We start from the raw sequence: 18,030 nt of genomic DNA, 5'->3' as shown, positions 1-18,030 counted from the left end.
TACTACTCTGGAGGCAATATGAGCGAACGCACCTCCCGCGCCTCCGCCCCGGTCGCCGCCGCCGTCGTGACCGAGGTGGTGACGAAGTACGCCGACCACCTGATCGAGCTCCGGCGCGACCTGCACGCCCACCCCGAGCTGTCCTGGGCCGAGAGCCGGACCAGCGACGTGGTCGTCGACCTGCTCGACCCGACGGCGTGGCAAGCCCGGCGGATCGCCGGGGGAGGGGTGATCGCCGAGCTCGGGAGCAGCGGCCCCCGGGTGGCGCTGCGCGCCGACCTGGACGCCCTCCCGGTCGAGGACCGGATCAAGGACCCCTGGGTCAGCACCGTGCCGGGGGTGGCCCACGCGTGCGGTCACGACGTGCACATCGCCGGCCTGGTCGGCGCCGCGCTGGCGTTGGAGGAGGTGCACGCCCGAGGACTCCTGGCGGGCCGGGTGCGGCTGATCTTCCAGCCCGCCGAGGAGGTCATGCCCGGCGGCGCACTGCACCTGATCGACGCCGGGGCGCTCGACGACGTCGACCAGATCTTCGGCCTGCACTGCGACCCCAGCCTCGACGTCGGCCGGGTCGGGCTCCGGGTGGGCCCCCTGACCGGGGCCGCGGACGCGTTGAACGTCCGGCTCTCCGGCAAGGGCGGGCACACCTCCCGGCCGCACCTGACCGAGGACCTCACCTTCGCCCTCGGCAAGCTGCTCACCGAGCTGCCCGCGATCCTGTCGCGCCGGCTGGACCCGCGGGCGGGGGCCAGCGTGGTCTGGGGGAGCGTCCACGCCGGCTCCGCCCACAACGTGATCCCGGGCACGGGCGAGCTGGCCGGCACGGTGCGGATGCTCGACGCGGTCGCGTGGGCGGAGGCCGAGCACCTGGTCCGGACCCTGGTGAGCCAGATCGTGGCCCCCTACGGCGTGACCGCCGAGGTCTCCTACCAGCGCGGCGTGCCGCCGGTGGTCAACGGTGCCGAGCCGACCGCGGTGCTCGCCTCGGCGGTCGAGTCCGTGCTCGGCGGCCACGGACACGTGCCGACCAGCCAGAGCCTCGGCGGGGAGGACTTCGGGTGGTACCTGGACCGGGTCCCCGGCGCGATGGGGCGGCTGGGCACCCGGACCCCCGGCGGCCCGACGTACGACCTGCACCAGGGCAACCTGAGGGTCGACGAGGGTGCCGTGGCGATCGCGGCCCGGGTGCTGGCCGAGGCGGCGGTGGTCGCCCTGGACCGGCCCCGGGGCCGGGTCTGAGCCCGCTAGGTCACCCTCCGGTAACGAAGGGGGGTGCGGCGCCTCGCCCGCTCCTCGCCGGTATTACTGTGATGCCGAAATGCGCCCCGAGCGCCAGGAACAAAGATCAGGAGGCGCCGTGAAGAAGACGGCCCGTATCGCCGCAGTGGTCAGTATCGCTGCTCTCACCCTCGCCGCATGTGGCGAGCGTTCCAACGATGAGGCGGACGACACCAGCACCCCCGCCGCCACGGCGAGCTCGGCGCCCGCCGAGCAGGTCGACTTCAAGGCCTGCATGGTCTCCGACTCGGGTGGCTTCGACGACAAGTCCTTCAACCAGACCTCCCACGACGGCATGGAGGACGCCGCCACCAACCTGGGCGTCCAGACCGGCGAGGTCGAGTCCCAGTCCGACAGCGAGTACGGCGACAACATCGCCGCGCTCGTCTCCGAGGGCTGCGACTCCATCACCACCGTGGGCTTCCTCCTCGGCGACGCCACGCTGGCGGCCGCGAAGAAGAACAAGGACGTCGACTTCTCGATCGTCGACTTCGCCTACGAGAAGGCCCCCAAGAACGTCAAGGGCCTGACCTTCAACGCCAACGAGAACTCCTTCCTCGCCGGCTACCTCGCCGCGGCGACCTCCGAGACCGGCACCGTCGGCACCCTCGGCGGCATGAACATCCCGACCGTGACCATCTTCATGGAGGGCTTCCGCCAGGGCATCGAGAAGTACAACGAGGACGAGGACGCCGACGTCAAGCTCCTCGGCTGGGACGGCAAGTCCGGCTCCTTCACCGATGACTTCGAGGACAAGACCAAGGGCCAGGCGATCGCCGAGCAGATGATCGGCCAGGGCGCGGACATCGTCTTCCCGGTTGCCGGTCCGGCCGGTCTGGGCGCGCTCCAGGCCGCCAAGGACGCCGACGTCCACGCGATCTGGGTCGACACCGACGGCTGCGTCTCGGCCTCGGAGTACTGCGACGTGCTGCTGACCTCCGTGGTCAAGGGCATGGACGTCGCCGTCGAGGCGGCCATCGAGGCCTCGCTCAACGACGAGTTCAACAACGAGGTCTACGTCGGCACCCTGGAGAACGGCGGCGTCTCGCTGGCCGACCTCTCCGACGACGTCGACCCCGAGGTGGCCGACAAGATCGCCGAGCTGCAGGAACAGATCGTCTCCGGCGAGCTCGAGGTCAAGTGACCCCGAGGGTCTGAAAGCAATTCCCGGCGCCGGGGTGGGGGGCACGCTCCCCACTCCGGCGTCGGTGTTCCAGGGTCGATCCGACGCCCGCCCGGGGCCGGGTCGCGGACGAGGCGTCCGACATCGACGTCGAGAGGATTCCAGTGAGGCTCGAGATCCAGGGGCTGACCAAGCGGTTCGGCGCCTTCACGGCCAACGACCACATCGACCTGACCATCGAGCCCGGCGAGATCCATTGCCTGCTGGGCGAGAACGGTGCAGGCAAGTCGACGCTCATGAACATGCTCTACGGGCTGTTGGACCCGACGGAGGGGCAGATCCTCGTCGACGGCGAGCCGGTCACCTTCGCCTCGCCGCGTGACGCCATCGACGCGGGCATCGGCATGGTCCACCAGCACTTCATGCTGGTGCCGGTCTTCACCGTCGCCGAGAACCTGATGCTGGGCCGGGAGCACACCCGCGGCCTCGGCGTCCTCAACCGGGCCAAGGCGGCGCAGACGGTGCGCGAGCTCTCGGAGCGCTACAACCTGGCGGTCGACCCCGACGCCCTGATCGAGGACCTCCCCGTCGGCGTGCAGCAGCGGGTCGAGATCATCAAGGCGCTCTCCCACGACGCCAAGGTGCTGATCCTCGACGAGCCCACCGCGGTGCTGACGCCGCAGGAGATCGACGAGCTGATGACCATCATGCGTGCGCTCAAGGAGCAGGGCACCTCGATCGTCTTCATCACCCACAAGCTGCGCGAGGTCAAGGCCGTCGGTGACCGGATCAGCGTGATCCGTCGCGGCAAGGTCGTCGGCACCGCCCCGCCCACCGCCTCGGAGACCGAGCTGGCCGAGATGATGGTCGGCCGTGCGGTCAAGCTCGTGGTCGACAAGGAGCCGCCCCACACCGGGGCCGAGGTCCTCGCGGTCGAGAACCTCACCGTCGTGGACCCGCGTGGCCACCAGGTGCTCAAGGACGTCTCCCTCGCCGCCCGGGGCGGTGAGGTGCTGGGCATCGCGGGCGTGCAGGGCAACGGGCAGACCGAGCTGGTCAAGTCGCTGCTCGGCCTGATCCGTCCCGACGCCGGCACCATCCGGCTCGACGGCGAGGACATCACCCGGCACGGTCCCCGCGAGAGCCTGGACGCCGGCATCGGCTACATCCCCGAGGACCGCTCCCACGACGGCTACGTGGGCGACTTCAGCGTCCGGGAGAACCTGGTCCTCGACCTCTACCGCAGCGAGGAGTTCTCCCGCGGCCCCGCCCTACGGCTGGACGCCATGGCGAAGAACGCCGACGCGCGGATCGAGGAGTTCGACATCCGCACCGAGAACGCCGAGACCCCGGTCAGCTCGCTGTCAGGGGGCAACCAGCAGAAGGTGGTGGTGGCCCGGGAGTTCTCCCGGCCGCTGAAGGTGCTTGTCGCCGCCCAGCCCACCCGCGGCGTCGACGTCGGCTCGATCGAGTTCATCCACAAACGGATCATCGCCGAGCGCGACCTCGGCACCGCGGTGGTGATCGTCTCGACCGAGCTCGACGAGATCTACGCCCTCTCGGACCGGATCGCAGTGATGTACGACGGGCGGGTGGTCGGCGTCGTCGGTCCCGACACGCCCCGCGAGGAGATCGGCCTGCTGATGGCAGGGGCCGGCACGGAGAGCACCGAGGTGAAGGCATGAGCGCGCAGACCCCCGTCACGGGGACGGACCCCAAGCCGGAGGAGACGCAGCCCACCCGCGCCGACCTGCGCAAGCCGGTGAGCTGGCTGCCGACCCTGATGGAGACGGCGGTGGCCATCGTGGTGGCGCTCGTCATCGGCGCGCTGCTGGTGGTGCTCAGCGACCAGGACGCGATCGAGGCGCTGCCCTACCTCTTCACCTACCCAGCCGACTTCCTCAGCGCCTCCTGGGACGCCATCTGGTCCTCCTACTCCGCGCTGGTGAAGGGCTCGGTCGGCAGCCCCGGCCGGCTCGGGACCACGCTGGAGCGGTCGGCCCCGCTGATCTGTGCCGGCCTCGGCGTCTCGCTGGCCTTCCGCGCCGGGCTCTTCAACATCGGCGCGACCGGCCAGATGGTCTTCGGCTTCCTGGCCGCCGGCTACGTCGGCTTCACCTGGGACCTGCCGCCGGTGCTGCACATGCTGGTGGCCCTCCTCGCCGGCGTCGCCGCGGGTGGGCTCTACGGCGCGCTGGTCGGCTTCCTCAAGGCCCGCACCGGCGCCCACGAGGTCATCACCACCATCATGTTCAACTACCTGGCGGCCTCGATCCTGCTCTACGCCCTCAGCAAGGACGCCTTCCAGCGGCCGGGCAGCGACAACACCCAGTCGCCACCGGTGGCCGACTCGGCGGCCTTCGGGGCGCTGCGCGACGTGCACCTCGGCGTGCTCCTGGCCTTCCTGGCCGCGCTGGCCGTCTGGTGGGTGCTGGAGCGGAGCACGCTCGGCTTCGAGCTGCGCGCCGTCGGCGCCAACCCCGACGCCTCGCGCACCGCCGGCATGAACGTGGCGAAGGTCTTCACCGTCGCGATGCTGATGGCCGGGGCGCTCTCCGGCCTGGCGGCGACCATGCAGGTGCTCGGCGACCAGTCCTCGCTGAGCCCGACCCTGGCCGGCGCCATCGGCTTCGACGCGATCACCGTCGCGCTGCTGGGCCGGGCCACCCCGCTGGGCACCGTGCTCGCGGGCCTGCTCTTCGGCGCCCTGAGCGTGGGTGGCGTGGCGATGCAGGCCTCGGCCGGCACGCCCAAGGAGCTCGCGCAGGTGCTCCAGGCCCTGATCGTGTTGTTCGTCGCGGCACCTGCGCTGGTCCGCGGCATGACCCGAATGAGGACCACGGCGTCCGGGTCCACCGTGCAGGCGAAGGGATGGGGCGGATGAGCACCGCGACCGCAGTGAGCAGCACCGGCACCGTCGAGGTGCGTGACCGTGCCGACGTCCGACGCCAGATCAAGCTGGTGGTCGTCTACGCCCTGGTCCTGGCCGCCCTGGTGGCGTTCGCGCTGACCACCAAGGACGCCACCGTCTGGTTCACCCTCGAGGACCGGGTCAACCGCAAGGAGCACCCGCCGGTGGAGGCCAACGGGCTCTTCATCCTGTGGCCGGCCGTCGTCCTCGCCGCGGTCGCGGTGGTGCTCGCCGCCGTCAACCGGGTGCCCCGGAACTGGGTCGGGATCGTGGTGCACCTCGCCGTCGGTGCCGCCTTCTTCGGCGGCTTCCTGGTGTGGGTCTACTCCGACCAGACCAGCGCCGGCTCCATCGTGATGACCAACCCGCTGCCGGGCACCATCCGGCTGGCGACGCCGCTGGTCCTCGGTGCCCTGGCCGGGGTGCTGTGCGAGCGCGCGGGTGTCATCAACATCGCCATCGAGGGCCAGTTCCTGATGGGCGCCTTCTTCGCGGCGGTCGCCTCGTCGCTGGCCTACAGCGCGGAGATGGGCCTGGTCGGCGCCGTCCTCGCGGGCGTCGGGATGGCGGCCCTGCTCGGTGTCTTCGCGATGCGCTACCTGGTCAACCAGGTCGTCCTCGGGGTGGTGCTGATCGCTCTGGCCACCGGCCTGTCCAGCTTCCTGCTCAGCCAGATCCCCAGCGACCCGGAGATCAAGCAGTACCTCAACGAGCCGCTGATCCTGCCGCGGATCGAGGTTCCGGTGCTCAGTGAGATCCCCGTCCTGGGGCCGACGCTGTTCAACCAGTCGCTGCTGGTCTACCTGATGTACTTCTCGGTCGTCCTGGTCAGCTGGCTGCTCTTCCAGACCCGCTGGGGGCTGCGGGTGCGCAGCGTCGGGGAGCACCCCAAGGCGGCGGACACGGTCGGCATCAAGGTCAACCGGGTCCGCTGGCAGGCCGTGCTGCTGGGCGGCGCCCTGGCCGGCCTGGGCGGCGCCTACTTCACCGTGGGCTCCACCGGCTCCTTCGACAACGGCGCCTCGGCCGGCAACGGCTTCATCGCCCTGGCCGCGGTGATCATGGGCCGGTGGCACCCCGTCTTCGCCTCGCTCGCGGCGCTGTTCTTCGGCTTCATGTGGACCCTGCAGGCCCAGCTCGCCTTCCTGGACAAGATCCCGGGCGAGCTGCTGCGGGCCTCTCCCTACCTGGCCACGGTGATCGCGGTGGCCGGCTTCGTCGGGCGGGTCCGCCCGCCGGCCGCCGACGGCGAGCCCTACGTGAAGAGCTGACGTGGCGCTCGAGTCGCGGGAGTGGACCCAGGACGACTGGGAGGAGCTGGCGCGGGCGGCGTCGGAGGTCGCCGGCCGTGCCTACGCGCCCTACAGCAGGTACCGGGTCGGCGCGGCCGCGCGGGCCGAGGGCCCCGACGGGAGCGCCCGGGTGCTGGTCGGCTGCAACGTGGAGAACGCCGCCTACGGCGTGACGCTCTGCGCCGAGTGCGGGCTGGTCTCCCAGCTGTACGCCACCGGTGGCGGGGTGCTGACCCACTTCGTCTGCGTGGACGGGACCGGCGCGGTGATCATGCCCTGCGGGCGGTGCCGCCAGCTGCTCTTCGAGCACGGCGGTCGCGACCTGCTGCTGTGGACGGTCTCCGGCATCCGCCGGATGGACCAGGTACTGCCCGATGCGTTCGGGCCCGACGACCTGAAGGATGTGTGAGACGTGGCCCACTCGGAGGCCGGCACAGGAGCCCAGCACGACGCTGTCGAGGTGATCACCGCCAAGCGGGAGCACCACGAGCTCAGCGACAGCCAGATCGACTGGGTCATCGGGGCCTACACCCGCGGTGACGTGGCCGACGAGCAGATGGCCGCCCTCGCGATGGCGATCCTGCTCAACGGCATGGAGCGGCGCGAGATCGCCCGCTGGACCCACGCGATGATCGCCTCGGGCGAGCGGATGGACTTCTCCGGGCTCTCGCGCCCCACCGCCGACAAGCACTCCACCGGGGGAGTGGGGGACAAGATCACCCTGCCGCTGGCGCCCCTGGTGGCCGCCTGCGGCGTGGCGGTGCCGCAGCTGTCGGGTCGCGGGCTGGGCCACACCGGTGGGACCCTCGACAAGCTGGAGTCGATCCCCGGATGGCGCGCCGCGTTGTCCAACGAGGAGATCATGGCCCAGCTGGAGTCCGTCGGCGCGGTCATCTGCGCCGCCGGCGACGGGCTGGCCCCGGCCGACAAGAAGCTCTACGCGCTGCGCGACGTGACCGGCACCGTCGAGGCGATCCCGCTGATCGCCTCCTCGATCATGAGCAAGAAGATCGCCGAGGGCACCGGCGCGCTGGTGCTCGACGTCAAGGTCGGGACGGGTGCCTTCATGAAGGACCTCGAGCGGGCCCGCGAGCTGGCGCACACCATGGTGGCGCTCGGCAAGGACGCCGGGGTGCACACGGTGGCCCTCCTCACCGACATGTCCACCCCGCTCGGTCTGACCGCCGGCAACGCGATCGAGGTGGCCGAGTCCGTCGAGGTGCTGGCCGGTGGGGGACCCGCCGACGTGGTGGAGCTGACCGTGGCGCTGGCCCGCGAGATGCTGGCCGGCGCGGGTGTGACCGACGTCGACCCCGCCGACAAGCTCGCCGACGGCTCGGCCATGGACGTGTGGCGGGCGATGGTGCGCGCCCAGCACGGCGATCCCGACGCCGCGCTGCCCACCGCGCGCGAGTCCCACGTGGTGACCGCCCCGTCCTCCGGCGTGCTGACGCGGCTCGACGCGATGGCCGTCGGCCTGGCCGCCTGGCGGCTCGGGGCGGGCCGGGCCCGCAAGGAGGACCCGGTGCAGGCGGGCGCGGGCGTGGTGTGGCACGCGCGACCCGGCGACCGGGTCAGCGCCGGCGACCCGCTCTTCACCCTGCTCACCGACGACGCCTCGCGCTTCGACCGGGCCCTGGCCTCCCTGGAGGGCGGCTACGACGTCGTCGACACCACGGCGTACGTCCCCGGCGACCTGATCATCGACCGGATCGGCTGAGCCGGCCGGCCATCACCCCTAGGGCAGGAGCAGGACCACGGTCTCGGCGACGCAGGCCGGCTTCGGCTCGTCCTCGATCTCGATGGTGTGCTTCAGGGTCATCTGGACGCCGGCGGGCAGGTCCTGGCACTCACCCATCGTGACGTGGCAGCGGATCCGCTTGCCGACCCGCAGCGGCGCCGGGAACCGCACCTTGTTGACGCCGTAGTTGAGCTTGGCCCCCGGGGTGTCCAGGGTGAAGATGTCGGTGCCGAGCAGCGGGATGAGCGAGAGGGTCAGGTAGCCGTGGGCGATGGTGCCACCGAACGGGCCCGCGGCCGCCCGCTCGACGTCGACGTGGATCCACTGGTGGTCCCCGGTCGCCTCCGCGAACTGGTCCACCCGGGCCTGGTCGACCCTCAGCCAGTCGCTGGTGCCGAGCTGCTCCCCGGTGGCGGCCTTGATCTCCTCGAGCGTGGTAAAGGTGCGCATGGATGAAAGGATAAGGACGTGACGACACCCAGCAGAGACCAGGTCCGCCGTGCCCCCAAAGTTGTGCTCCACGACCACCTCGACGGTGGTCTGCGCCCAGCCACCATCATCGAGCTGGCTGAGGAGATCCGACACCCGCTCCCGGCGTCCGGGGCGGAGGCGCTCGGGCGCTGGTTCACCGAGTCGGCCGACTCCGGCAGCCTGGAGCGCTACCTGGAGACCTTCGACCACACGGTCGCGGTGATGCAGACCGCGGCGGCGCTGCGCCGGGTGGCCACCGAGTTCGTGGAGGACCTGGTCGACGACGGCGTGGTCTACGCCGAGGTGCGCTACGCGCCGGAGCAGCACGTGGAGGGCGGGCTCACGCTCGACGAGGTGGTCGCTGCGGTGCAGGAGGGGATCGACGAGGCCACCGCGGCGGCCGGCGGCCGGATCGTGGTGCGCCAGCTCCTCACCGCGATGCGCCACCAGGCCCGCTCCCGGGAGATCGCCGAGCTGGCGGTCGCCTGGCGCGACCGGGGCGTGGCCGGCTTCGACATCGCCGGCGCCGAGGCCGGCTACCCGCCCACCCGCCACCTGGACGCCTTCGAGTACCTCCAGCGGGAGAACAGCCACTTCACCATCCACGCCGGCGAGGCATTCGGCCTGCCGTCGATCTGGCAGGCGATCCAGTGGTGCGGCGCGGACCGCCTCGGCCACGGCGTCCGCATCGTCGACGACATCGAGGTCGACGAGGACGGCAGCGTCCGCCTGGGCCGGCTGGCCGCCTACGTGCGCGACAACCGGATCCCGCTGGAGATGTGCCCGACCTCAAACGTGCAGACCGGCGCGGCCACCTCGATCGCCGAGCACCCGATCGGGCTGCTCACCCGGCTGCGCTTCCGGGTCACCGTCAACACCGACAACCGGCTGATGAGCGGCACCTCGATGACCCAGGAGATGGCCAGCCTGGTGGAGGCCTTCGGCTACGGGTTCGACGACCTGCGCTGGTTCACCCTCAACGCCATGAAGTCGGCGTTCCTGCCCTTCGACGAGCGGCTGGAGATCATCGACCGGGTGGTGAAGCCGGGTTACGAGGCGCTGGCTGCGGAGGCGGCTGCGGCACGACCGTGAACCACGGCACCGGCCAGGTGAAGGGGATCGTGGCGGCCACGAAGTCCTGGCGGCGGATCCGCCGCAGCCGGCCGGGTGCGGGGTCGAAGACGCGGAGCTCCCGGGCCTGCTCGTCGGCCGCCACCGCCAGGACCACGTGCCGGGGCAACGTCCGGCTGCCGACGTAGAGCGCCACGGGGCCGCCCTGCGCGAGCGCCGCGCAGGCCTCCTCCCACCGGCGGGCCCGCTGGACCGGCCACACCGGCCGCACCCGGTACCGGGTGCCGCTGCGTCCGCCGAGCTGGCGGGCCACCGCCCACGGCGGGGTGCCCACCGCGCGCGGCCAGGGCGCCTGGAGACGGCCGCGGACGTCGACGGGGCCCGTCACCCGGCGGTGCATCGCCAGCGCCTCCTCGCGGACCCGCGCGTCCCCGCCGAGGATGAGGCGGCGGGCGTAGCGCTCGTCACGGAAGGCCTCGGCCACCACCAGGGCGGTCGCACCGCAGGAGCGCCCGTCGGGCTGGGGCAGCGGGCGCGCCAGCAGCTCGCGCGCCCAGGCACCCGGGGCCGTCACGAGGCCTCCGTCAGCGCCTCTGCCATGGACGCGCGGATCTCGTCGTACCCCTCGTCCCCGGTGACCGGGCGACACCCCAGGGAGACGGCGTGGTCGACGACCCGGCGCTGGTCGCGCAGCAGGGCCAGGCCCCGACGGACCAGCACCCCCGGCGGCTTGCGGTGCTCGCGCAGGTCGCGCACCAGCCGCCGCCAGAAGGTGACCAGGCGCTGCTGGCGCACGCAGTAGGCGCCGGCCAGCAGCCCGGCGGCGTCGCACTGCGGCACCACCTCGGCGGCGAAGATGCCCTCGGCGACGAAGAAGCGGTGCGACCCCAGCTCCAGGGGGCGGCTGCCGACCGCCCGGCTGTGGGGGATCGAGTAGTCCGGCACCTCGGTGCGGCCGCGACGACACAGCTCCTCCAGGGCGGCCAGGGCCCGGTCGCGGTGCCAGGACGCCGGGTCGTCCCAGTCGACCAGCCCGGCGTTGGCGCCGGACGTGATGCGGGGGAGGTCCGGGTCGGTGCCGTCGCGGTAGAAGTCGTCGAGCCGGAGCACGGGGAGCCCCAGGCGCTCGGCGAGACGGGACTTGCCGGCCCCCGAAGGACCGGCCAGGACGATCACTCGGGCATGCACGCGACCATTGTGCCCGACGCCCCCGTAGTGGACGGATTGCCCGAACACCCTTACTCAGGGGTAGACGGACCGTATCCTCGACCCACACTGTGGAGCAGAGGCTGTTGCAGAGGCTGTTGGAGGGGAGCACACCGATGGGGTCAGGACGCCATGCCCACAGCGAGAAGGCCGAGGGTGGCATGCGCTCGGCCGTGCCGGTGGTGGCGCTGATCGCCGTCCTCGCCGTCGTCGCCTGGCTCTTCCTGCGGCCCGACGGCCCGGAGGGGGCCTCCGCCGAGGACTGCGAGTCGGACGACCCGATCGTGGTCAGCGTCGCGCCCGCGATGGAGGTCCCGGTGGAGCAGGCCATCATCGCGCTCAAGCAGCAGGAGTCGTGCTTCCCGGTGGAGCTGCGCGCCGAGAGCGCGGCGGCGGTCGAGGACTCCCTGTTCGGCGGCGGCCGACCCCACCTGTGGGTGGCCGACTCCCCGGCCCGGGTGGCGGCCCTGGCCGCGGTCGGCATCCAGGCCAGCACGATCAGCGACTCGCTGGCCAGCACCCCGGTGGGCCTGGCCGGCGGGCCGTCGGTCGAGCGACCGGCCACCTGGCTGGAGGCCCTGGAGTCGGGCCGGATGCTGCTCTCCGACCCCGAGGTCGACGGTGCCTCGGCGCTGGGGATCGTCGCTCCCGCGCTGGAGGGCTCCTCCGCCGACGCCGCCGCCGTCGCGGAGCGCATCGACGCGGCGGTGGTCAACGCGGCGCAGGCGTACGGCGTGCGCGCCACCTCCGGCCAGGCCGACGAGGTCGCCCTCGACCGGATCAACACCACCTTCAGCCAGCTGATCCCCGTCACCGAGCAGGACCTCCTGGCCACCGGTGCGGCCGTGCCGGACCTCCAGCTGGTCACCCCGGAGACGGGCGCCCCCCTGCTCACCTTCCCCCTGGTCAAGACCGACGGGGGCACCAAGGTCGACCGGGCCGGGGCCGCCCTCGCCGAGTGGTTCGACTCGCCCGCCGGCGAGGGCGCGCTCGCCGCGGCCGGCCTGCGGGTGCCCGGCGGCGCCCCGATCGCCGGCCGGGGGATGGGTGAGCTCACCCTCTTCACCGAGGTCCCCGGCGACGTCTTCAACGACGCGCTCGGCGCGTGGCGGGTGCTCAGCGTGCCCTCGAGCCTGCTGGCGGTCTTCGACGCCTCCGGCTCGATGGACTTCCCCGCCGGCGACGGCCAGACCCGGATGGACCTCGCGGTCGGCGCGGCGCTCACCGCGCTCGACGTCTTCCCCGGCCACGCCCGGATCGGGATGTGGGCGTTCTCCATCGACCAGGGTGGCCCCGGCCAGGACTGGCGCGAGCTCGCCCCGATGCGGCGCCTCAACGACACCACCCAGGGCAGGCCGCACATCGACTACCTGCGCGGCCGCGTCCCCACCCTCAAGGGCATCACCCAGGGCGGCACCGGCCTCTACGACACGGTGGTGGCGGCCTACGCCAAGGCGGTCCGTGCCTACGACGAGAACTTCTTCAACGCCGTCATCCTGCTCAGCGACGGGGCCAACGAGGACCCGGGCTCGCTGCGGCTGGAGCAGGTGCTCTCGCGCCTGCAGAGCCTGAGGGACCCCGACCGGCCGGTGCGGATCATCTCCGTCGGCATCAGCGGGGACGCCGACATGCCGGCCCTGCGGAAGATCTCGAAGGCCACCGGCGGTGAGGCCTACCAGGCCATGGACCCCCGCGACATCATCGACGTCTTCACCGAGGCCCTGATGTCGCGCTGACCGGCCTGCCGGCCTCAGCGGCCGATCGGGTGCCAGACCGTCTTGGTCTCCAGGAACGCGGTCATCCGCTCCAGCCCAGGGTCGCCCAGCCAGTCGGGCTCCGCGGCGGGCGCGCGCAGCACCCGCTTGAGGTTCTCCGCGGCCGCTGCCTCGTAGGCCGTGGCGACCTCGGCGTCGCCCGCGACCCCGGTGAGGTCGATCGCGTTGACGTCCATGTGCTCGGCGAGCCAGGGGGCGGTGGCCGACGTCGGCCCGGTCAGGATGTTGACCACCCCGCCGGGGACGTCGGAGGTGGCCAGCACCTCGGCGAGGGTGACCGCGGGGAGCGGGCGCTCCTGCGAGGCCAGCACCACGGCGGTGTTGCCGGTGACCACGACGGGGGCGAGCACCGAGACCAGCCCGAGCAGCGAGGAGCGCTGGGGGGCGATCACGGCGACCACCCCGGTGGGCTCGGGGGAGGAGAGGTTGAAGTACGGACCCGCGACCGGGTTGGCCGACCCGACGACCTGGGTGATCTTGTCGGCCCAGCCGGCGTACCAGACCATCCGGTCGACGGCCTCGTCGACGGTGCGGGCGGCGGCCGCCGCGTCCAGCCCCTCGGAGAGGCGGACCACCTCGACCAGCTGCGGCCGGCGGTCCTCCATGATCTCCGCGACCCGGTAGAGGATCTGGGCCCGGTTGTAGGCCGTCCTGGCGGACCAGCCGCCGAAGGCCTTGCGGGCCGCCTGGACGGCGTCCCGGGCGTCCTTGCGCGAGGCCTGGGCCACGTTGGCCACGAAGTCGCCGTGCGCGTCCTCGACCACGTAGGAGTAGCCCGACTCCGAGCGCGGGAACGCGCCGCCGATGTAGAGCTTCCAGGTCTTGCGCACCGCGGCGCGGGCGGGGGGCGTGCTGCTCACTTGAGGTATCCCTCCAGTCCGTGACGGCCGCCCTCGCGGCCGTAGCCCGACTCCTTGTAGCCGCCGAACGGCGAGGTGGGGTCGAACTTGTTGAACGTGTTGGCCCAGACCACGCCGGCGCGCAGCTGGTTGGCCATCCACAGGATCCGGGAGCCCTTCTCGGTCCAGACCCCGGCGGAGAGGCCGAACGGGGTGTTGTTGGCCTTCTCGACCGCCTCGCTGGGGGTGCGGAAGGTCAGCACCGAGAGCACCGGCCCGAAGATCTCCTCGCGGGCGATCCGGTGGGCCTGCGAGACGCCGGTGAAGAGCGTCGGGGGGAACCAGAAACCGCGGTCGGGCAGCTCGCACGGCGGGGACCAGCGACCGGCGCCGCCCGTGCTGCCGACCTCGTCCTCACCCACCGCGGCCAGCTCGCGGATGCGGCCCAGCTGCTCGGCGGAGTTGATGGCGCCGACGTCGGTGTTCTTGTCGAGCGGGTCGCCCACGCGCAGCGTCGCCATCCGCTGCTTGAGGCGCTCGAGCACCTCCTCGGCGACGCTCTCCTGGACGAGCAGCCGCGAGCCGGCGCAGCAGACGTGGCCCTGGTTGAAGAAGATCCCGGTCACGATCCCCTCGACGGCCTGGTCGAGGGGAGCGTCCTCGAAGACGATGTTGGCGGCCTTGCCCCCGAGCTCGAGGGTCACCTTCTTGTCGGTGCCGGCCACGGTGCGTGCGATCCGGCGCCCGACCTCGGTGGAGCCGGTGAAGGCGACCTTGTCGACGTCCGCGTGGGCGACCAGCGCCTGGCCGGTGGCGCCGGCGCCGGTGAGGATGTTGACCACGCCCGGGGGGAGGTCGGCCTGCTGGCAGACCTCGGCGAAGAGGAGTGCGGTGAGCGGCGTGGTCTCCGCGGGCTTGAGCACCACCGTGTTGCCGGCGGCCAGCGCCGGGGCGACCTTCCAGGCCAGCATCAGCAGCGGGAAGTTCCAGGGGATCACCTGTCCGGCGACGCCGACCGGACGCGGGTCGCGGTTGCCGGGGACGGCGTAGTCGAGCTTGTCGGCCCAGCCGGCGTAGTAGAAGAAGTGCGCCGCGGCGCTCGGGACGTCGAAGTCGCGGCTCTCCCGGATCGGCTTGCCGTTGTCCAGGGACTCCAGGACGGCGAACTCCCGGGCGCGCTCCTGGAGGATCCGGGCGATCCGGTAGAGGTACTTGGCCCGCTCCCGCCCGCTCATCTTCGACCAGACCGAGGTGAAGGCCCGGCGGGCAGCCCGCACCGCGAGGTCGACGTCGGCCTCGTCGGCCTCCGCGACCTCGGCGAGCACCTCCTCGGTGGCCGGGTTGAGGGTCTTGAACGACTGACCCCGGCCGTCGACGAAGTCGCCGTCGACGAAGAGGCCGTAGGAGGACCGGATGTCGACGACCGCCCGGGACTCCGGGGCGGGGGCGTAGTCGAAGAGGGGAGCCGCGGGGCTCGACTCGGGAACCTTGACCATGCTCTGCTTTCCTCAGTCCAGGGTGAAGTAGTCGGGACCGCTGTAGCGGCCGGTGGTCATCTTCGTGCGCTGCATCAGCAGGTCGTTGAGGAGCGTGGAGGCGCCGAAGCGGAACCAGTCCGGGTCGAGCCAGTCCTGGCCGACGACCTCGTTGACCATCACCAGGTACTTGATGGCGTCCTTGGCGGTGCGGATGCCACCGGCCGGCTTGACCCCGACCATCCGGCCCGTCTGGGCGCGGAAGTCGCGGACCGCCTCGAGCATGGTCAGGGTCACCGGCAGGGTCGCGGCCGGCTGCACCTTGCCGGTGGAGGTCTTGATGAAGTCGCCGCCCGCCATCATGGCCAGCCAGCTGACCCGGCGCACGTTGTCGTAGGTCTGCAGCTCGCCGGTCTCGAAGATCACCTTGAGGTGGGCGGCCCCGCCACCGGGACGCGCGCACGCCTCGCGCACGGCGACGATCTCCTCGAAGACCTGCAGGTAGCGGCCGGAGAGGAAGGCACCGCGGTCGATGACCATGTCGATCTCGTCCGCACCCGCCTCGACGGCGTCGCGGGTGTCGGCGAGCTTGACGTCGAGGGCGGCGCGACCGCTGGGGAAGGCGGTGGCCACCGCGGCCACGTGGACGCCGGAGTCGCCGAGCGTCTCCTTGGCGGTCGCGACCATGTCGGGATAGACGCAGACCGCCGCGGCGGACGGGCAGGTCGGGTCGGCCGGGTCGGGGCGCATCGCCTTGGCGGCCAGGGCGCGCACCTTGCCGGGGGTGTCCATGCCCTCCAGCGTGGTCAGGTCGACCATCCGGATCGCGAGGTCGAGGGCGTGGGCCTTGGCGGTGGTCTTGATGGACCGGGTGCCGAGGCCGGCGACGCGCGCCTCGCAGCCGACCTGGTCGACCCCGGGGAGTCCGTGGAGGAAGCGGCGCAGGGAGGCGTCCGAGGCGGTCACGTCGCCGAACGAGGCGGCGAGGTCTGCTCCGGCCGGGCCTGCACTCGTCGTCGAGGCAGAAGGGGCTGTCACTCCGACAGCATAGGCGTGGCACGCCGCGCGGCGACAAACCGCGCACCCTCCCGGCCCGTCCCGGGGGGACGCCGGGCGCTCAGAGCCCGGCGGCCGCCCGCACGTCGTTCTTGAGGGCGTCGAGCCGGCCAGCGGCACAGATGCGGGCGGCGTCGACGCCGTCCTCCGGCGAGACCGGGACGACCACCTCGAGGTAGCACTTGACCTTCGGCTCGGTGCCCGAGGGACGCACGATCACCCGGGCGCCCTCGGCCAGGGTGTAGCGCAGCCCGTCGGTCGGCGGCAGGGCGGCGGAGCCCTCCGCGAGATCCTCGACGCGCTCCACGGCCAGGCCGCCCAGCGAGGTCGGAGGGGTCGAGCGCAGCCGCTCCATCGCGGCCTCGATCCCGGCGGTGTCGGTGAAGCGCACCGAGAGCTGGTCGGTGGCGTGCAGCCCGTGACGGGTCGCGATGTCGTCGAGCAGGTCGCCGAGGGTGCGCCCCTCCGCCTTGGCCGCGGCCGCGATCTCGCAGAGCAGCAGCAGGGCCGAGACGCCGTCCTTGTCGCGCACGTGCTCGGGGTCGACGCAGTAGCCGAGCGCCTCCTCGTAGCCGAAGGCGAGGCCCTCCAGCCGGCCGATCCACTTGAAGCCGGTCAGGGTCTCGGTGTAGGGCTGGCCGGCCGCCGCCGCCATCTTGCCCAGCAGCGAGGAGGAGACGATGGAGGTGGCGTAGACCCCGCTGCGGCCGCTGTCGAGGAGGTGCTGGGCCAGGATGGCGCCGACCTCGTCGCCGCGCAGCATCCGCCAGCCGTGCGGACCCTCGATCGCGGCGGCGCACCGGTCGGCGTCCGGGTCGTTGGCGACCACCAGGTCGGCGCGGCGCCGGGCGGCCAGCGCCAGCGCGAGGTCCATCGCGCCGGGCTCCTCGGGGTTGGGGAACGCGACGGTGGGGAAGTCCGGGTCCGGCTGCTCCTGCTGCTCCACCACGTGGAGCTCGGAGAAGCCGGCGGTCTCCAGCACCTGCGCGACGCTGGCGCCGCCCACGCCGTGCAGGGGTGTGTAGACGATCTTCAGGTCGCGCGGGCCGTCGGCCACCAGCGACGCCGTGGTGTCGAGGTAGCGGTCGATGAGCTCCTCGCCGACCAGGGTGCCGGGGCCTCCGCGCGGGATGTCGGCGACCGCGCCGACCGCGGCGATGCGGGCCGCGATCCCGGTGTCGGCGGGAGGCACGATCTGGCTGCCGTCGCCGAGATAGACCTTGTAGCCGTTGTCGGCCGGGGGGTTGTGGCTGGCGGTGACCATCACCCCGGCGACGCAGCCGAGCTCGCGGATGGCGTAGGCCAGCAGCGGCGTCGGCAGGGGGCGGGGCATGACGAAGGCGCGGAAGCCGGCGCCCGTCATCACCTCGCACGTGTCGCGGGCGAAGACCTCGCTGTTGTGCCGGGCGTCGTAGCCGACCACCACGGACGCCTCGCCGACGACGCCCTGGTCGCGCAGGTAGGCCGCCAGGCCGGCGGCGGCGCGCAGCACGACGACGCGGTTCATCCGGTTGGGCCCGGCGCCGAGGGCGCCGCGCAGCCCGGCGGTGCCGAACTCCAGGGTGCCGCGGAAGCGGTCGGCGAGGTCGGCGTCGTCGCTGCCGGCCTCCACCTCGGCGATGACCGCCGCCAGCTCAGCGCGGGTGACGTCGTCGGGATCCTCGGCGACCCAGGCGCGGGCGCGGTCGAGCAGGCTTGCGGGGGAGATCTCAGACGTCATGGCCGCACGGTAGCGCGGCCGCCCAGGGGCCGCATGGGCCACCCGGGCGAGCCGGCTCGCGTCGCAGCAGGG

Annotated in this window: 16 protein-coding genes; 9 read left to right on the top strand and 7 right to left on the bottom strand. The window is 72.4% G+C overall.

Annotated elements, in window-relative coordinates; genetic code table 11:
* Positions 1-18: 18 nt before the first annotated feature.
* The 7 genes from AC4BG9_RS01520 to AC4BG9_RS01490 all read left to right on the top strand — a co-directional run bounded on the left by AC4BG9_RS01520 (position 19) and on the right by AC4BG9_RS01490 (position 8,324).
* Positions 19-1,239: an amidohydrolase gene (locus AC4BG9_RS01520; protein ID WP_490569317.1), complete on the top strand. Its 1,221-nt coding sequence runs from the start codon at positions 19-21 to the stop codon at positions 1,237-1,239.
* A gap of 118 nt (positions 1,240-1,357) precedes the next feature.
* Positions 1,358-2,422 (top strand): BMP family lipoprotein, encoded by a 1,065-nt coding sequence (locus AC4BG9_RS01515; RefSeq protein ID WP_490569316.1) that lies wholly within the window; start codon positions 1,358-1,360, stop codon positions 2,420-2,422.
* Positions 2,423-2,544: 122 nt separating this feature from the next.
* A complete protein-coding gene (locus tag AC4BG9_RS01510) occupies positions 2,545-4,086 on the top strand; it encodes an ABC transporter ATP-binding protein (RefSeq protein ID WP_490569620.1) in 1,542 nt (513 codons plus the stop codon).
* A complete protein-coding gene (locus AC4BG9_RS01505) occupies positions 4,083-5,285 on the top strand; it encodes an ABC transporter permease (protein WP_490569315.1) in 1,203 nt (400 codons plus the stop codon). Before AC4BG9_RS01510 ends, AC4BG9_RS01505 begins: the two co-directional genes overlap by 4 nt.
* Complete coding sequence (locus AC4BG9_RS01500) at positions 5,282-6,583, top strand: ABC transporter permease (RefSeq protein WP_490569314.1); 1,302 nt, start codon at positions 5,282-5,284, stop codon at positions 6,581-6,583. Before AC4BG9_RS01505 ends, AC4BG9_RS01500 begins: the two co-directional genes overlap by 4 nt.
* A gap of 1 nt (position 6,584) precedes the next feature.
* Positions 6,585-7,013 carry a cytidine deaminase gene (locus AC4BG9_RS01495; RefSeq protein WP_490569313.1) on the top strand — a complete coding sequence of 143 codons (429 nt, stop codon included), beginning with the start codon at positions 6,585-6,587 and terminating at the stop codon, positions 7,011-7,013.
* Positions 7,014-7,016: 3 nt separating this feature from the next.
* Positions 7,017-8,324 carry a thymidine phosphorylase gene (locus AC4BG9_RS01490; protein WP_490569312.1) on the top strand — a complete coding sequence of 436 codons (1,308 nt, stop codon included), beginning with the start codon at positions 7,017-7,019 and terminating at the stop codon, positions 8,322-8,324.
* 18 nt (positions 8,325-8,342) lie between these two features.
* Here AC4BG9_RS01490 and AC4BG9_RS01485 read toward each other — a convergent pair whose 3' ends face one another.
* Positions 8,343-8,795 (bottom strand): MaoC family dehydratase, encoded by a 453-nt coding sequence (locus tag AC4BG9_RS01485; RefSeq protein ID WP_490569311.1) that lies wholly within the window; start codon positions 8,793-8,795, stop codon positions 8,343-8,345.
* 18 nt (positions 8,796-8,813) lie between these two features.
* Here AC4BG9_RS01485 and AC4BG9_RS01480 point away from each other — a divergent pair, with 18 nt between their 5' ends.
* Entirely contained in the window at positions 8,814-9,908 is a 1,095-nt protein-coding gene (locus AC4BG9_RS01480; protein ID WP_490569310.1) for an adenosine deaminase, read from the top strand.
* Here AC4BG9_RS01480 and AC4BG9_RS01475 read toward each other — a convergent pair.
* Both AC4BG9_RS01475 and AC4BG9_RS01470 read right to left on the bottom strand, forming a co-directional pair.
* Positions 9,841-10,461 carry a hypothetical protein gene (locus AC4BG9_RS01475; protein WP_490569309.1) on the bottom strand — a complete coding sequence of 207 codons (621 nt, stop codon included), beginning with the start codon at positions 10,459-10,461 and terminating at the stop codon, positions 9,841-9,843. The two genes, AC4BG9_RS01480 and AC4BG9_RS01475, sit on opposite strands and share 68 nt — an antisense overlap.
* Complete coding sequence (locus AC4BG9_RS01470; RefSeq protein WP_490569308.1) at positions 10,458-11,075, bottom strand: ATP-binding protein; 618 nt, start codon at positions 11,073-11,075, stop codon at positions 10,458-10,460. Before AC4BG9_RS01470 ends, AC4BG9_RS01475 begins: the two co-directional genes overlap by 4 nt.
* Positions 11,076-11,209: 134 nt before the next feature.
* Between AC4BG9_RS01470 and AC4BG9_RS01465 the strand changes: the two genes are divergently transcribed.
* Positions 11,210-12,829: a substrate-binding domain-containing protein gene (locus AC4BG9_RS01465; RefSeq protein ID WP_490569307.1), complete on the top strand. Its 1,620-nt coding sequence runs from the start codon at positions 11,210-11,212 to the stop codon at positions 12,827-12,829.
* A gap of 14 nt (positions 12,830-12,843) precedes the next feature.
* Here AC4BG9_RS01465 and AC4BG9_RS01460 read toward each other — a convergent pair whose 3' ends face one another.
* The 4 genes from AC4BG9_RS01460 to AC4BG9_RS01445 all read right to left on the bottom strand — a co-directional run bounded on the left by AC4BG9_RS01460 (position 12,844) and on the right by AC4BG9_RS01445 (position 17,958).
* The gene (locus AC4BG9_RS01460; RefSeq protein ID WP_490569306.1) at positions 12,844-13,728 is read right to left on the bottom strand and encodes an aldehyde dehydrogenase family protein; all 885 of its coding nucleotides are present in this window, start codon (positions 13,726-13,728) and stop codon (positions 12,844-12,846) included.
* Complete coding sequence (locus AC4BG9_RS01455) at positions 13,725-15,203, bottom strand: aldehyde dehydrogenase family protein (RefSeq protein ID WP_490569305.1); 1,479 nt, start codon at positions 15,201-15,203, stop codon at positions 13,725-13,727. The genes AC4BG9_RS01460 and AC4BG9_RS01455 overlap by 4 nt, the downstream gene beginning before the upstream one ends.
* 12 nt (positions 15,204-15,215) lie before the next feature.
* Positions 15,216-16,220 (bottom strand): deoxyribose-phosphate aldolase, encoded by a 1,005-nt coding sequence (deoC, locus tag AC4BG9_RS01450; protein ID WP_490569304.1) that lies wholly within the window; start codon positions 16,218-16,220, stop codon positions 15,216-15,218.
* Between the two features lie 79 nt (positions 16,221-16,299).
* Positions 16,300-17,958 (bottom strand): phospho-sugar mutase, encoded by a 1,659-nt coding sequence (locus AC4BG9_RS01445; protein ID WP_490569303.1) that lies wholly within the window; start codon positions 17,956-17,958, stop codon positions 16,300-16,302.
* Between the last annotated feature and the right edge of the window lie 72 nt (positions 17,959-18,030).

The sequence above is a fragment of the Nocardioides sp. Z40_12 genome (assembly GCF_058215795.1).
Note: the sequence above shows the minus strand (reverse complement) of the source record. Positions and strands in the feature narration are given on the sequence as shown.

Bases quoted from the DNA above. Each gene is read 5' to 3' on its own strand.
- AC4BG9_RS01505 (WP_490569315.1), top strand. From the start codon at position 4,083: ATGAGCGCGCAGACCCCCGTCACGGGGACGGACCCCAAGCCGGAGGAG.
- AC4BG9_RS01445 (WP_490569303.1), bottom strand. From the start codon at position 17,958: ATGACGTCTGAGATCTCCCCCGCAAGCCTGCTCGACCGCGCCCGCGCC.
- AC4BG9_RS01485 (WP_490569311.1), bottom strand. From the start codon at position 8,795: ATGCGCACCTTTACCACGCTCGAGGAGATCAAGGCCGCCACCGGGGAG.
- AC4BG9_RS01520 (WP_490569317.1), top strand. From the start codon at position 19: ATGAGCGAACGCACCTCCCGCGCCTCCGCCCCGGTCGCCGCCGCCGTC.
- AC4BG9_RS01455 (WP_490569305.1), bottom strand. From the start codon at position 15,203: ATGGTCAAGGTTCCCGAGTCGAGCCCCGCGGCTCCCCTCTTCGACTAC.
- AC4BG9_RS01465 (WP_490569307.1), top strand. From the start codon at position 11,210: ATGGGGTCAGGACGCCATGCCCACAGCGAGAAGGCCGAGGGTGGCATG.
- AC4BG9_RS01500 (WP_490569314.1), top strand. From the start codon at position 5,282: ATGAGCACCGCGACCGCAGTGAGCAGCACCGGCACCGTCGAGGTGCGT.